The organism is Pseudomonas sp. GL_139_B (genome assembly GCF_057834475.1).
The window spans coordinates 2,348,468-2,362,133 of sequence record NZ_CM174403.1; the positions used below are offsets into that span (position 1 = coordinate 2,348,468).

Sequence of the window (13,666 nt, forward strand, 5' to 3'; positions counted from 1 at the left end):
GAGGATACCGCCATGAACACTAAAGCCATCTACGCCGCTTGCCTGTTTGCCGCCCTGAACATCTGCACCTTGTCGGCCCGTGCCGAAGCAGACGTTACCCCGAAAACCTACACCTACGGCACCCATCTGGATATCAAGAAAGTCGTGTCACTGAAACAGGGCGCAACGCCGACCTGCGGAGTAGTGGATGCGCAACTGACCTACCTGGATTCGCAGAACAAAACCCAGGTCTTGGACTACCTCAAAGTGGCTGATGGCTGTAACTCGAACAACTGATTCCGTCCATCACCCATTCCCTCTATTACAGGACGCACATCATGAACAACGTAAGCCGCTATTTGACCGCCATTGCCTTCACCTTCGCCGGCGCCGCCGCCCACGCCAATGCCGCTGTTGAACAGAGTAGCTGTGGCAGCGTCACCTGCTTCCAGCTGACGCCGGTGGCGCACAAGGACACGAATGCGTTTCTGGCACAGGACGGCGGTAGCCGGACTCCACAGGGGCAGCAACTGGAAAACCAGACTGCCTGAAGCCAGAACACTGTTGTGTGAACACCAACGATCCATTGTAGGAGCGGGCTTGCCCGCGAAAACGGAGTGTCAGTCGACATCAATGTTGAATGTACTGGCCCAGATCAAGCCCGCTCCTACAGGGATTGTGTGGTGTGTCGCGCTCTTTATTTCAAAGGTGATCCCATGTTCCTCATCGCTTTCCTGGGCGGCATATTGACCGTCCTCAGTCCCTGCATCCTGCCGGTCGTACCGTTCCTGTTCGCCGGGGTCAAACGTACCCGTTCCTCCATTCTGCTGACCCTCGGTGGCATGGTCCTGACCTTTGCTCTGATCTCCAGTTTGGCCGTAGTCAGCAGTGAGTGGGTGGTGCAAGCCAATAACACCGGTCGCCATGTCGCCCTGTTCGTGATGGGGCTGTTTGCCCTGTCGCTGATATCGGCCCGGGTCGGTGACTGGATGGCGCGTCCGTTCGTAGCACTGGGCAATCGCCTTGACCCCGACACCCGCAAAATGTCGGGCCCGTTGAGTTCGGTGATGATCGGTGTCGCCACCGGGCTGCTGTGGGCACCGTGTGCCGGGCCGATTCTCGGTGTGATCCTCACCGGCGCCATGCTGCAAGGTGCCAATGCGCAGACCAGCCTGTTGCTGCTGGCGTACGGCCTGGGCAGTGCGTTGTCCCTGGGCACCTTGATTTTCGCCGGTCGCAGCCTGGTCAATCGCTTGAAAGCGTCGATCCCGGTCACCGGATGGCTGCGTCGAGGTGCAGGTGTTGCGGTGCTGGCTGCGGCGGCAGTGATTTCCACCGGTACCGACAAAACCCTGCTGGCCGGCACTTCGTCCGAAGGCGTCAGCAGCCTCGAAAAAGGCGTGCTGGAAACCGTGCCGAAAGTGGTCGATTACTTCGTCAGCAAAGTGAAGGCCGATACGATGGACAACGCAACAGGCGCCATGCCGTCGCTGAACGGCGCCGTCGAATGGCTCAACTCGCCGGCCCTGACCAACGAATCGCTGAAAGGCAAAGTGGTGCTGGTGGATTTTTGGACCTTCGACTGCATCAACTGCCAGCACACGTTGCCGTATGTGAAGGACTGGGCGAAGAAGTACGAGAAGGACGGCCTGGTGGTGATCGGCGTGCACACCCCTGAGTCCGGTTTCGAACGCATTATCGACAACGTCAAGGATCAAGTGAAAAAGCTCGGCATCACCTATCCGGTGGCCATCGACAACAACTACGCGATCTGGCGCAACTTCGACAATCAGTACTGGCCCGCGCATTACCTGATCGACGCCAAGGGGCAGGTGCGTTACACCCACTTCGGTGAAGGCAGCTACGACACTCAGGAGAAGGTGATCCGGCAGCTTTTGGAAGAGGCGAAAGCCCCGGCTGCATAAACCCATCAGATCAATGGCCCACAGGCTACGCGCCTTGGGCCATTGATTTGTTCGCCTGACTGCGCCGCCACGCGGCCGGCGGCGCACCGAACTCACGACGAAAGGCCCGGCTGAACGCTGTATCGGTCTGGTAACCCACTTCTTCGGCAATGCGCATCAATGGACTGTTGCTGCTGCGTAACAGATTGGCCGCCAGCAACATCCGCCATTGCGTCAGGTATTGCATCGGCGAACTTCCCACCAATTGCTGAAAGCGTTCGGCCAATACCGATCTTGAGGTGCCGGCCGTGCGCGCCAGCTCATCCAGCGTCCAGGCGTGACAGGGCTTTTTGTGCAGGGCGTTCAACGCGCCGCCGACAATCCGGTCCCCGACCCCGGCCAGCCAGCCGGTGCGTCCTTCGCCCTGTTCATTCATGTACAGGCGCAGCACTTGAATGAACAACACCTCAGCCAGTTTCGCCAGCACACCTTCACCGCCGGGCCTTGGCGAGCGAGCTTCAGCCAGCGCATAACGCACCGAAGACTCCAGCCACATGCCGGCATTCGAGCCGCGCACGTTGACCCGGACCACCGCCGGCAGCCCTGTCAGCAACATGCCGGCCAAGCGCGTATCGCATGCCAGATAACCGCACACCAACCGCGTGATCACGCCGCCACCGCCATAACTCAATTGCCGTGGCCGCCGCGCCAGCACCACGTCCAGCCGCGCACCGGTGGCGGGCGGGAGGCCCGGTTTAGAACACATGCGATGAGCATGCCCTTGCGGGAAAACCACCACATCGCCGGCTGACAGCAACAAGGGAGGGTCATCACCGAGTTCGACGTAACACTCCCCCTCGGTAATCAAGTGAAAGATCACCACGCGTTCGGCACCCGGTTCCAGAAACGGTGCCGCCGTGTCGGCGCTGGGGGACTGGTAGCACCAGGGCGCGGAGAACCTGGCATTGATGAAAATCGCTCCGACCAGGCGCACGACACGCAAGGTTTGTGACAGGGCGTCCATGGCGGTTTCCCGATGTGCGGATGGTGTTGATTGTGAGCCTGTCGCAGCCCCGCGGCCAACCTCCGGACGATCGGACAGGGTTGGCCGACGATCGGGCAGGACGTTGGCCTGCGCCAGGACGATAGTTGGCAAACGGGGCCGCTTCCGACCCCGTCATCAATAACAAGAATGAGAGGTTGCCATGCCAAAGTTCGTCATAGAGCGCGAGATCCCGGGCGCTGGAACACTGTCAGAGCGCGATTTGAAAGCCGCCGCGCTAAAGTCCTGCAGCGTGTTGCGCGAGTTGCCAGAGGTGCAGTGGCTTCAGAGTTACGTCACCGGCGACAAGCTCTACTGCGTGTACATCGCACCCAGCGAAGCGCTCATTAAAGAACACGCCACCCGCAGTGGTTTCCCGGCCAACCGTATTTCCCAGGTGACGGGCATTATCGATCCCACCACGGCGGAATAGGCCGCGATCGCGTTGCAATCCTTACGGAGCAGACTTCATGAGTACACCGATTGATCTCACTGCCCTGAAAAACCGCCAAATGGCCTCTTGGGCCAGCGGCGACTACGCCGTCATCGGCACCACGTTGCAGATTGTCGGCGAGCAGCTTGCCGAAGCCTGCGATCTGCTCTGTGACGAGCGGGTGCTGGACGTCGCCGCTGGCAACGGCAATGCGACACTCGCCGCCGCACGCCGGGGCTGCAAAGTCACCTCGACTGACTACGTCGCCGCGCTGCTGGAGCGTGGCGAAGACCGGGCCAGGGCGGAGCGCCTGGACGTGACTTTCCAAGTGGCCGACGCCGAAGAGCTGCCGTTCGCGGATGCGAGCTTCGATGCGGTGCTGTCGACCTTCGGCGTGATGTTTACCCCCGACCAGCCCAAAGCCGCCGCCGAACTGGCGCGAGTTTGTCGCCCCGGTGGGCGGATCGGCCTGGCCAATTGGACGCCGGAAGGCTATGTCGGGCAGATGTTCAAGACCCTGGGCCGCCACATGCCGCCCCCGGCCGGGGCACAACCGCCTTCCAATTGGGGCACCGAAGCCTGGCTGCATACACACTTTGATGAACGCGACTTTCTGGTCCAGGTGACGCGTCGTACGTTTAACTTCCGCTATCGCTCGGCGGCGCACTTCATCGACGTCTTCCGCAAATGGTATGGACCGCTCCATAAAGCCTTTGCGGCGCTGCCCCCCGATGGAGCCCAGGCGTTGGAACAGGACCTGGCCGAGTTGCTGAGCCGGGCGAACCGGGCAGGGGAGAAGTCACTGGTGGTGCCGAGCGAATACCTCGAAGTCGTCATCACCAGGCGCTGAACTGACGTAGATCTGACTGTAGGAGCGAGCTTGCTCGCGAAGGCGGTGTATCAGTCGATATATAGGTTGACTGATACACCGCCTTCGCGGGCAAGCCCGCTCCTACAGGGGATTATGGTGTTTTTTAGTTCTACGAGATGCTGGCACCACGAGCCTTCAACAGTTCACGCAATACCGAGCGGTGGCAACGCGTTTCGTCCTCGCAATAACAACCAACGGCCAGCGATGTTTGATGGGAGAGGGCCGCCAGCAGGTCCAATAGCTGACTCGGCGCGGGATGGTTCATTTCAGCCTTGAATTTGCGCTTGAAGGCTTCCCAGGCCTTGTCATCGATGGCCGCTTTGGCTTCGGCGAGCAACTCCGCGCTGGGCGACAGCAGCGGCTGCCAGACATCATAAAAATCCCGGCGGGCAAACTCGGCCTTCGGTACGCCGCGGGGAGGGCGGCGTACCGTGCCTAAACGCAAACCTTCATTGGGTGCGCGCGGTGAACCGAGTCGAACGATATAAATAGCCATGTCACATTATGGATGACGCGAGCCGTCAAACCACTCCAATGCCGTGCGCCAGATGCAGATCCCTAGAAAGTACGCCGACATCAGCAGCCAAAGCCCCATCACCATCGGGTTGATGACCGGATGGTTGAGCACCAGCGACAAACTGCACAGCAACCAGATGGCCGTCACAGCGATGTTGATGGGCATGAAACGGCGCACGCGAAACGGGTGCAGGAACTTCATCCGCGTCACTGTCAACAAGGCCAGGCCGATGACCGTAAACAAAGTCACCCACGGTGTCGGCGCAATGATGTACAGGCATAGCGCAACCACGTTCCACGCCGCCGGAAAGCCCTGAAAGTAGTTGTCTTTGCTTTTCATGTTGACGTTGCAGAAGCAAAACAGTGATGACACCAGAATCAGCGACACCGTCAGCAGCAGCGTGTGAGCCGGCAACGGTACGTAGCGATAAATAAACAGGGCCGGGATGAACACATAGGTCAGGTAGTCGATCACCAGATCCAGAATCGAGCCATCGAAACCGGGCAGCACCGACTGCACATTGACCTTGCGCGCGAGTGCGCCGTCCAGCCCGTCGACGATCAGCGCGCCCCCCAGCCACAGGAGGCAAATAGTCGGCTGGTTGTCCAGCAGCGCCAAGGTAGCCAGGAAGGCGCTCACTACGCCGGTCGCGGTGAAACCGTGGGCTCCCCACGCTTTGAGCCTGGCAATGTGTACGGTCGAAATCACGGGGGCGTTCTCCAGAAAGTGAAGCAAGCCTGTTATCACCCCTTCTAGGGGTGTCGGCAAACCGGGTCGGGTTGCAGGTATCGACCGGGAATCCGGGAATAAGGTTCACCGTAGGTATCCTGGCGGCCTATCAGGCTTTCACGCCTGCCCAACGGTGGTGGCGCGTTTACCGACGAGAACTATCGTTGCCTGACTGATTCACGTCCTTGAGGAGGGCATCGTCATGAACACCAGTGATTTACTCGAACAGTTACTGCGGGCCGGGCAGGGCTCGATTTCACAACAGCGTGGCGGTGGTGCGTCCTCTCAAGATCCGCTCGGCGGGTTGGGCGGGTTGCTGGGCGGCCTGATGGGTGGTGGGAGCAGCTCAAGCAGTAGCGCAGGTGGGCTGGATGACTTGCTCGGCGGTTTGCTGGGCGGCGGCGCACCCACAGGCGGTGTGTCTCAAAATCGCAGTGGTGGCGGCGCAAGCTATACCGCCCTCGCATCGCTGGGGATGATGGCCTTTCAGGCGTATCAAGCCTGGCAGCGCAGTCAGGCCGCGGCGCCACAACAGTCGCCGAGCACCGTCGATTTGTTGTCTGGCCCGGACGTCGAAGACCACAGCCACGCCGTGCTGCGCGCGTTGATTGCGGCGGCGAAGGCCGATGGCCGCATTGATGATGCAGAGAAGCAGATGATCAGCGCTGAAATTCGCAAACACACCGATGATCCGGATCTTCAGCAATGGCTGGATGAAGAGGTGGCTCGGCCACTGAATGCCACCGATGTGTCGCTGTCGGCAACCGATCCGGCGATTGCGGCGGAAATGTATCTGGCCAGTGTCATGCTGGTGAACGATCAGGGGGAGGCCGAGCGTACCTATCTGGACGAGCTGGCGGCGGCGCTGAACATCGATCCCCAGTTGCAGGTGCATCTGGAACAGCAGGCCAAGGGTGGCGCGGTTTGAGGTGCAGCAACAAAACCCATGTTGGCTATCCGATTGCCATCGCGAGCCGGCTCGCTCCCACATTGGATCTGTGTTTACAAATCTAATGTGGGAGCGAGCCGGCTCCGGGCGGCATTCCCCACCACAAGTCCGTCTGTCCGGGCAATCTGAACGCCGATTGAATTTTTCTCCGCGCCTGTCGCTCTGCTGATGTAGAGACGTGTTGCTTGAACGTCCTGCCACTGGCCATAGACCGAGAGATGCGCCCATGACTGCCCTGACACGACTCCAATCCCGGCCTGCCCACGAGCAGGCGATATCTGCCGCCGGTAACCTGAAGCAGACCTACGAGCAATTGCTGCTCAGTGACGATGCCCAGCCTCTCGCCAGGACGTTTCTGCACGCTCAACTGCTGCAAGCAGCGACCGTGCCGCAGGATCTGCCGCAAGACCTGCGAAACTTTGTCGAACACCACGCTACCGAAGTGGCTCGCCAATACGCCGAGTACCTCAAAGCTCGCAAAGCGGGGGGCGGTCGGCAGTATTTCAGCAACAAGGCCCATGCCCTGTATTTCCTGCAAGCCGTTGCCCCCACCAAGTTGGTGGATGGCGCCTGGCTGTCCGGGTTGCTGGCGCAGTGGCGTGACCCGCGTTTCGACGGGCTGATGTGCACCTACCTGGAGGAGTTGGGTGAGGGCAACCCGGCGCACAACCATGTGGTGATCTACCGAAAACTGCTGGCCGAACTGGGCTTGCAGGACACCGGCGTCATCGCCGATGAGCATTACCTGCAAGGCGCGATACAGCTGGCGCTGGGCGAATGCGCCGAGGAGTTTTTGCCCGAGGTGATCGGCTACAACCTGGGCTATGAACAGCTGCCGCTGCACCTGCTGATCAGTGCCTATGAACTCAGCGAGTTGGGCATCGATCCGTATTACTTCACGCTGCACGTAACCATCGACAATGCCAGCACCGGCCACGCGCACAAGGCCGTGCAGGCGGTGCTGCAACTGATGCCACTGGAAGGGGATCGCGACGATTTTCTGCGCCGGGTCGCGCTGGGCTATCGGCTCAATGATCTGGGGTCCGGCAGTCGGGCGATCATCGAGTCGTTCGACCTGTACGGCGAAGTGCTGAACATGCTCGAACGCAAACGCCCGTTCGGCCAGCACATGCATTCCGACTACTGCCGCTTTGAAGGCAAGACTGTCAACCAATGGCTATCGGCGCCAGAACAGTTGCCCGGTTTCCTCGCCGCCCTGGAAAACAAGGGCTGGATCAAGCGTCACCAAGATCCGCAAGCCAGCCGTTTCTGGCAGTTGATTGAGGGCGACGGCGCGGCGATGTTCGGGGTGTTCAGCCCTTATGAAAAACAGCTGCTGCACGACTGGATCGCTGGCGACTGGACGCCCGCGTGCCCGCCACCGGCGTATCGCCGCAGCCACAGTGATGCCGTCGAACCCGTTTTGCCCGCCAGCGACCCGGATGTCCAGAGCGTGGAAGCCGCGCTGCAGGGGCGGACCGCTGCCGAGCAGATGCTGGTGTTAATTCCGTGGCTGTCGGCGCACCGGCATTCCCATCCCGCCGGCCTGTTGGCCACGCGCAGATTCATCGAGCTCAAATCCAGCCTTCGATAGGAGCCTTACATGAATCAGGAAGAACACATGGACACTGCCGATCTGGCGTTACTGCAACTGGGGCGCCGTTTGCAAGCTGACGGCTATCGATTCATCACGCCGACACCGTTGACGCATCAGCGAGTGCTTGATCGCGAGGCCTGGCGACAGGCCCAGACCCTGCGCGATGTGTTCGGCTGGTCGCGGCCGTTCGAACCGGGCCTGTTGTCGGCGGATGAGCAGCGGCAGTTGTTACAGGCTGGCGTGCTCGAGGAAGGCAACGGCCACCTGAAAAGTCGGGTGCGCTGGTCGAGCCTGGATGATCTGTTGTTTGTGCATTCCGCATTTCCCACCGACGCGACGGACGCGGTGTTCTTTGGCCCTGACACGTACCGGTTTGCGCAGCTGATCCATGACCATCTGCAACACGACTTCGCCCCGATCCGGCGTGCCGTGGATATCGGCTGTGGTGCCGGCGTCGGTGCAATATTGATTGCCCGCGCCCGCCGTGAAGCCCAAGTGCTGGCCGTGGACATCAACCCGACGGCGCTGCGCCGGACGGCGATCAATGCTGCCCTCGCCGAAGTGGCCAATGTCAGCATCGAGGCCAGCGATGTGTTGCAGGACGTCGACGGTCACTTCGACCTGATCGTCGCCAATCCACCCTACATGGCCGACCCGGCCGAGCGCGCCTATCGCCATGGCGGCGGGGCGTACGGCGCGCAACTGTCGGTGCGCATTGTCGAGCAAGCCTTGAATCGACTGGCACCCGGCGGTTCGTTGGTGCTGTACACCGGTGTGGCGATGATCGATGGTCATGATCCGTTTCTGCAAGCGCTGACCCCGCGCCTGGAGTCGGCTATGTTCGGCTGGACCTACCGCGAACTCGACCCCGACGTGTTCGGCGAAGAGTTGCTGACTCCCGGTTATCAACGGGTGGAGCGGATTGCGGTGGTGGCGCTGATCGTCACGCGGGTCGGCCCCGGTATCGGGGGGATCGTTGCGTCTGCAGGTGCACCATGAACAAGAACCTCGACGACTACAACCGCATGCGCGACTTCTCGGCGACCTCTGAACCCGCCGCGACCAAACGCCCTGGCAAAAAAAATGCGAAAGACCATGCGTTGCAGTTTTGCATTCAGAAGCACGATGCCTCACGCCTGCATTACGACTTTCGCCTGGAGCTCGATGGCGCGCTGAAAAGCTGGGCGGTGCCCAAAGGTCCTTCGCTTGACCCCAAGGTCAAGCGCCTTGCGGTCCACGTCGAAGACCATCCGCTGGACTACGCGACGTTCGAGGGCAGTATTCCAGAGGGGCACTATGGCGCGGGTGATGTGATCGTCTGGGACCGTGGCGTGTGGATTCCGCAGGAGGACCCGGCCAAGGCCTACGCCAAGGGCAAACTCAAATTCGAGTTGCAAGGCGAGAAGCTCGGCGGGCTGTGGAATCTGGTGCGCACGCACATGCCGGGCAAGCAGGAACAATGGTTTTTGATCAAGCATCAGGACAGCGCGGCCAAACCCGAGAGCGACTACGACGTAGTCACAGCCGAGCCTGACAGTGTACTGAGTGACCGGACCCTAGTCGCCAAGCCATCAAAAACCGCGGCTAAACCCCAGCCCGTCAAGAAGCCCGCTAAACCGTCCGCTAAAACAACTTCTGCGCCGCTCACCGGCGCCCGCAAAGCCAAACTGCCAGACCAGCTCAAACCGGAACTGGCCACGTTGGTCGAAAAGGCCCCGCAGGGCCAGTGGAGCTACGAGATTAAGTTCGATGGCTACCGGATCATGGCTCGCGTCGATCACGGCGACGTCAAACTTTTCACCCGTAACGGTCACGACTGGACCCACAAACTCCCCAGACAAGCCGCAGCGTTAGCGGCGCTGAACCTCGAGTCGGCTTGGCTCGACGGTGAAATGGTGGTAGCCGACGAGCAAGGTGTGCCGGACTTTCAGGCGCTGCAGAATGCCTTCGACGCGGGTGCCAGCGCCAACATCTTGTATTACCTTTTCGACCTCCCTTACCTCAACGGCGTGGACCTGCGAGAGGTGCCGGTCGAAGAGCGCAGGGTGGCGCTTTCTACCGTACTCAAACTCAATCAGGACCGGTTGCTGCGCTTCTCGGACTCGTTCGACGAAGCGCCGGAAGCCTTGCTCAACAGCGCCTGTCAAATGCAGATGGAAGGGCTGATCGGCAAACGTCTGGGCTCGCCTTATGTGTCCCGGCGCAGCAGCGACTGGATCAAGCTCAAGTGCAAACACCGGCAGGAATTTGTGGTAGTCGGCTACACCGATCCGAAAGGTTCGCGCAACGCCTTCGGTGCATTGCTGCTCGGCTTGCATGACCGTGACAGCGGCCAGTTGCGTTATGCCGGCAAGGTCGGCACAGGGTTCAACGAGACCACGCTCAAATACATCTATGAACAACTGAAACCATTGCAGGCGAAAAAGCCGTCGGTGGTCAATCCACCCACCGGTTTCGAGGCCAAGGGAGTGCACTGGCTCAAACCCAAGGTGCTGGCGGAAGTGGCGTTCGCTGAAATGACCAAGGAAGGCTCGGTTCGCCATGCGGTGTTCCATGGCCTGCGCGAGGACAAACCCGCCGAAGGCATCACAGAGGAGCGAGCGAAAGTGGTGAAAACCCCAGCGAAAAAACAGCCCGCTGCCACCAAAAAAAGCACGGCCCAACCGGCACCGTCGCAAATCGGCCTGGGCGAAGGCAAAGTGCGTATCACTCATCCCGATCGGATCATCGACGCCTCCAGCGGCACTACCAAAGTGCAACTGGCCGAGTATTACGCCAGTGTTGCCCAATGGATTTTGCCTGAGCTCAAGGACCGCCCGGTGGCGTTGGTTCGCGCGCCTGATGGCATCGCCGGTGAGCTGTTTTTCCAAAAAAACGCCGAGCGCCTGGCTATTCCAGGCATCACCACTCTGGACAAGGAGCTGACCGGCCAACCGGTGATGATCATCAACAACGCCGAAGCGTTGATTGGCGCCGTTCAGATGAGCACCGTGGAACTGCACACCTGGAATGCCACCGCAGATAAACTCGACCGGCCTGACCGCTTCGTGCTCGACCTCGACCCGGACCCGGCGCTGCCCTGGAAGAGCATGGTCGAAGCCACTCAACTGACGCTGTCGGTGCTCGATGAACTGGGGCTCAAGGCGTTTCTCAAAACCAGCGGCGGCAAAGGCGTTCATCTGGTGGTGCCGTTGACCCGCAAGCTCGGCTGGGACGAAGTAAAAGACTTCAGCCATGCGATTGTCAGCCATATGGCCAAGTTGTTGCCGGAGCGTTTTTCCGCAGTGTCGGGACCGAAAAATCGGGTAGGGCGGATCTTCATCGATTACCTGCGCAACGGCCTGGGCGCCACCACCATTTGCGCCTACGCGGTACGAACCCGTGAAGGGTTGCCGGTGTCGGTGCCCATCTTTCGCGAGGAGGTCGCTGAACTCAAGGGTGGCAATCAATGGAACGTGCACACCGTGCATGAACGCCTGGCCGAGGTGGGAAATGCTCCTTGGGCGGATCTGAAGAAGACCCGGCAGACGATTACGGCCGAGATGCGACGGCGGGTGGGAATGAAAAAGTGATCGGAGGCGAAAATGCCGACGCCCCGTTCACGGGGCGCCGGTAGGACCGCTTTATGACTTGAAAGCAGTTACTTGATGAGCTGCTGGAGGTCAGAGTTCAGTTTGTCGATAGCGGTTTTAAAATCTTTCGCAGTGACATTCTGGCTTTCGTTTTCCAGGGTCGTGCCAAACACTTTGCGCACGACTCGGCCCACGGTCTGGTTGGTTTTGGCGTCGATGAATTCCGCCTCGATATACAGCTCGGTATTCTGGTCGCGGTGGCCGGTGGCTGCCTGAGTCGCCCCGACGACGGCCGCAATAGGCACCACTTCATACCACTTCATACCTTCGTTCGAAGCGCTCACCCCCGTGATTGCCGCGCGCAGGATCAATGTTTTGGAACCGGCCGGAGCGGCTGCCGGAGTGCTGACTACCTGGTATTTCGTGCCCAGTGTGGCCCGGGCTTTGGTGGTCATGTAGTTCTGAATATCGGCCAGCGTTTGCTTATTGACCCGTTCATTGGGTTTCGGCGCTGGATAGAAATCCAGCTTGTTGAATACCACTGTGTTATACGCATTCGGGTTCCACGATGGGCTCAACCAACGCATCGCCGTACCACCGCTGGGGGTTTCGACTTCCTGCAGGTTGTTGTAGCTCGACAGGAAACCGGAGTACTGCGTTGTCTCGGTGACTTTCGAGGTGCAACCGCCCAACAGGACGCCGGTCAGTGCAGCACCGATGAACAAGCTTCGGGATAAAATCATAGTAGTGTTTACTCCATGGTTTAAGTCGTGTTTTTTTTTTTGCTATGCATCAGAAACGCCAAGTCATGTTCCCGGTCAGCGCTTGAATCCAGGCGTTATCGAATTGACCGGAAATTCGATTGCCCGAAACGGTCTTGATCTGCTGATCTGGCATGTCCCCGAGCCAGATCAGTGCCCAACTGACATTAACGTCGGTGTCCTTGTCTAGAGCATACGTGGCTCCCGTCCCAAGGCGCCATGATTCGTTCATCGGCACGATCACGCTGCGATTGCTGTCGGACACGGCGCTGCTGTCGTATGCCACACCAACGTTCCACAGCCATTGCTCGGTGGCCTGGTATTGCGCGCCAAGGGAGAGGTGCCAGGTGTCTTTGAAATGCGCGTTGACCGTTGTCGACTGCGCTCCAAACGCCGTGGTGTCGACCTGTACGCCTATGTCGCCGAACTCCGACCAGTCCTGCCAGTTGACCGAGGCCAGCAACGCCAATTTCGGGTCCATTTGCTGGAACAAGCTGAGGGTGGCGGTTTGCGGCACCTTCACGTCTAGTTTGGTATTGGTGTTGTTGACGCGCTCCAGCAGTCGCCCATCGCCTTTCACATCCAGTCGGTCTTCGAAGTCCAGATCGACCTGGCTGGTGTAGGTCAGGCCGATGCGCGTGCCCGCTTGCGGGGCGTAGATCACCCCCACGTTGGCGCCATAGCCCCAGGTGCCATCCCGGTACTTGTATTGGCCATCGGTGCGATCGGTGAAACCGAAGGGACTACGGTCAATGGCGGTTTGCGCCTTCAACTCGCCGTACATGGCCTTGACGCCCAAACCTACCGACCATTGTTCGTTGAAGCGGTAAGAGACACTGGGCACCAGGGACAAACCGACGATACTGGCGTTTTGTGCAAAATAGCGCCCGGACCAATCGTTGTCGTAATTGACCGCGAGCCCGAAGTCGCCGTAGGTGCCGAAACCGACGCTCCAGTGATCGTCCAGCTCATGGGTGACGAAGAAGCTGCCGCCGGGAATCGGATCGAGGGCGTTACCACTGCCACTGCCCGTGCCGTTGGTGCCGGAATCGCGATTGAAGGACACGTCACCGTAGAGCACTTGCAAACCGCCGGTGATTTGCGTACCCGGCAAGTAACTCATGCCCGCCGGGTTGTAGGCGATGGTCGAGGGGCCTTGAGCGCGGGCTGCGGCGCCGGCGTTGGCCAGGCCGACGTTATCCGTGCCTATTTCGTAAAGCATGATGCCACCGGCCCAGGCTTGCTGGCAGCACAAGGCAATCAAGGTGAAAGTGGGTAGGGCAACTGTTTTTTTTGTCGGCATGGATTTCCC

Annotated in this window: 14 protein-coding genes; 9 read left to right on the plus strand and 5 right to left on the minus strand. The window is 59.9% G+C overall.

Annotated elements, in window-relative coordinates; all coding sequences use genetic code 11:
* Window positions 1-12 precede the first annotated feature (12 nt).
* The 3 genes from AC3ISI_RS10820 (at window position 13) to AC3ISI_RS10830 (ending at window position 1,904) form a co-directional block, all read left to right on the plus strand.
* The gene (locus tag AC3ISI_RS10820) at window positions 13-276 is read left to right on the plus strand and encodes a DUF2790 domain-containing protein (protein ID WP_489336902.1); all 264 of its coding nucleotides are present in this window, start codon (window positions 13-15) and stop codon (window positions 274-276) included.
* A 41-nt stretch (window positions 277-317) separates the two neighbouring features.
* Window positions 318-530, plus strand: a complete 213-nt coding sequence (locus AC3ISI_RS10825; protein WP_489336903.1) for a hypothetical protein — start codon at window positions 318-320, stop codon at window positions 528-530.
* A gap of 165 nt (window positions 531-695) precedes the next feature.
* On the plus strand, window positions 696-1,904 hold the full coding sequence (locus AC3ISI_RS10830; RefSeq protein ID WP_489336905.1) for a cytochrome c biogenesis protein DipZ: 1,209 nt from the start codon (window positions 696-698) through the stop codon (window positions 1,902-1,904).
* A gap of 25 nt (window positions 1,905-1,929) precedes the next feature.
* Here AC3ISI_RS10830 and AC3ISI_RS10835 read toward each other — a convergent pair whose 3' ends face one another.
* Window positions 1,930-2,907, minus strand: coding sequence for an AraC family transcriptional regulator (locus AC3ISI_RS10835; protein ID WP_489336907.1), 978 nt, complete (start codon window positions 2,905-2,907; stop codon window positions 1,930-1,932).
* A 181-nt stretch (window positions 2,908-3,088) separates the two neighbouring features.
* Here AC3ISI_RS10835 and AC3ISI_RS10840 point away from each other — a divergent pair, with 181 nt between their 5' ends.
* Together AC3ISI_RS10840 and AC3ISI_RS10845 are read left to right on the plus strand one after the other, a co-directional pair.
* Window positions 3,089-3,358, plus strand: a complete 270-nt coding sequence (locus tag AC3ISI_RS10840) for a DUF4242 domain-containing protein (protein ID WP_489336908.1) — start codon at window positions 3,089-3,091, stop codon at window positions 3,356-3,358.
* Window positions 3,359-3,395: 37 nt separating this feature from the next.
* A complete protein-coding gene (locus AC3ISI_RS10845; RefSeq protein ID WP_489336909.1) occupies window positions 3,396-4,208 on the plus strand; it encodes a class I SAM-dependent methyltransferase in 813 nt (270 codons plus the stop codon).
* A gap of 130 nt (window positions 4,209-4,338) precedes the next feature.
* Here AC3ISI_RS10845 and AC3ISI_RS10850 read toward each other — a convergent pair whose 3' ends face one another.
* Window positions 4,339-4,725, minus strand: a complete 387-nt coding sequence (locus AC3ISI_RS10850) for a DUF488 domain-containing protein (RefSeq protein WP_489336910.1) — start codon at window positions 4,723-4,725, stop codon at window positions 4,339-4,341.
* Between the two features lie 6 nt (window positions 4,726-4,731).
* The gene (gene pcsA / locus AC3ISI_RS10855; protein ID WP_489336912.1) at window positions 4,732-5,454 is read right to left on the minus strand and encodes a phosphatidylcholine synthase; all 723 of its coding nucleotides are present in this window, start codon (window positions 5,452-5,454) and stop codon (window positions 4,732-4,734) included.
* Window positions 5,455-5,677: 223 nt separating this feature from the next.
* On the opposite strand from pcsA, the gene AC3ISI_RS10860 reads away from it, so the two are divergent.
* From AC3ISI_RS10860 to ligD, 4 genes are all read left to right on the plus strand, one after another.
* The gene (locus tag AC3ISI_RS10860; protein WP_489336913.1) at window positions 5,678-6,403 is read left to right on the plus strand and encodes a tellurite resistance TerB family protein; all 726 of its coding nucleotides are present in this window, start codon (window positions 5,678-5,680) and stop codon (window positions 6,401-6,403) included.
* Window positions 6,404-6,650: 247 nt separating this feature from the next.
* Window positions 6,651-8,018 (plus strand): iron-containing redox enzyme family protein, encoded by a 1,368-nt coding sequence (locus tag AC3ISI_RS10865; protein ID WP_489336914.1) that lies wholly within the window; start codon window positions 6,651-6,653, stop codon window positions 8,016-8,018.
* 9 nt (window positions 8,019-8,027) lie between these two features.
* Window positions 8,028-9,020 carry a methyltransferase gene (locus AC3ISI_RS10870; protein WP_489336916.1) on the plus strand — a complete coding sequence of 331 codons (993 nt, stop codon included), beginning with the start codon at window positions 8,028-8,030 and terminating at the stop codon, window positions 9,018-9,020.
* On the plus strand, window positions 9,017-11,593 hold the full coding sequence (gene ligD, locus AC3ISI_RS10875) for a DNA ligase D (RefSeq protein WP_489336918.1): 2,577 nt from the start codon (window positions 9,017-9,019) through the stop codon (window positions 11,591-11,593). The genes AC3ISI_RS10870 and ligD overlap by 4 nt, the downstream gene beginning before the upstream one ends.
* A 68-nt stretch (window positions 11,594-11,661) precedes the next feature.
* Here the strand turns inward: ligD and AC3ISI_RS10880 are convergent, their stop codons facing one another.
* Complete coding sequence (locus tag AC3ISI_RS10880; RefSeq protein WP_489336920.1) at window positions 11,662-12,336, minus strand: DUF3313 domain-containing protein; 675 nt, start codon at window positions 12,334-12,336, stop codon at window positions 11,662-11,664.
* A 49-nt stretch (window positions 12,337-12,385) separates the two neighbouring features.
* Window positions 12,386-13,657 (minus strand): OmpP1/FadL family transporter, encoded by a 1,272-nt coding sequence (locus tag AC3ISI_RS10885; protein ID WP_489336922.1) that lies wholly within the window; start codon window positions 13,655-13,657, stop codon window positions 12,386-12,388.
* Window positions 13,658-13,666 lie beyond the last annotated feature (9 nt).

Bases quoted from the DNA above. Each gene is read 5' to 3' on its own strand.
- AC3ISI_RS10840 (WP_489336908.1), top strand. From the start codon at position 3,089: ATGCCAAAGTTCGTCATAGAGCGCGAGATCCCGGGCGCTGGAACACTG.
- AC3ISI_RS10830 (WP_489336905.1), top strand. From the start codon at position 696: ATGTTCCTCATCGCTTTCCTGGGCGGCATATTGACCGTCCTCAGTCCC.
- AC3ISI_RS10850 (WP_489336910.1), bottom strand. From the start codon at position 4,725: ATGGCTATTTATATCGTTCGACTCGGTTCACCGCGCGCACCCAATGAA.
- AC3ISI_RS10860 (WP_489336913.1), top strand. From the start codon at position 5,678: ATGAACACCAGTGATTTACTCGAACAGTTACTGCGGGCCGGGCAGGGC.
- AC3ISI_RS10870 (WP_489336916.1), top strand. From the start codon at position 8,028: ATGAATCAGGAAGAACACATGGACACTGCCGATCTGGCGTTACTGCAA.
- AC3ISI_RS10825 (WP_489336903.1), top strand. From the start codon at position 318: ATGAACAACGTAAGCCGCTATTTGACCGCCATTGCCTTCACCTTCGCC.
- AC3ISI_RS10885 (WP_489336922.1), bottom strand. From the start codon at position 13,657: ATGCCGACAAAAAAAACAGTTGCCCTACCCACTTTCACCTTGATTGCC.
- AC3ISI_RS10820 (WP_489336902.1), top strand. From the start codon at position 13: ATGAACACTAAAGCCATCTACGCCGCTTGCCTGTTTGCCGCCCTGAAC.
- ligD (WP_489336918.1), top strand. From the start codon at position 9,017: ATGAACAAGAACCTCGACGACTACAACCGCATGCGCGACTTCTCGGCG.
- AC3ISI_RS10865 (WP_489336914.1), top strand. From the start codon at position 6,651: ATGACTGCCCTGACACGACTCCAATCCCGGCCTGCCCACGAGCAGGCG.
- AC3ISI_RS10835 (WP_489336907.1), bottom strand. From the start codon at position 2,907: ATGGACGCCCTGTCACAAACCTTGCGTGTCGTGCGCCTGGTCGGAGCG.
- AC3ISI_RS10845 (WP_489336909.1), top strand. From the start codon at position 3,396: ATGAGTACACCGATTGATCTCACTGCCCTGAAAAACCGCCAAATGGCC.
- AC3ISI_RS10880 (WP_489336920.1), bottom strand. From the start codon at position 12,336: ATGATTTTATCCCGAAGCTTGTTCATCGGTGCTGCACTGACCGGCGTC.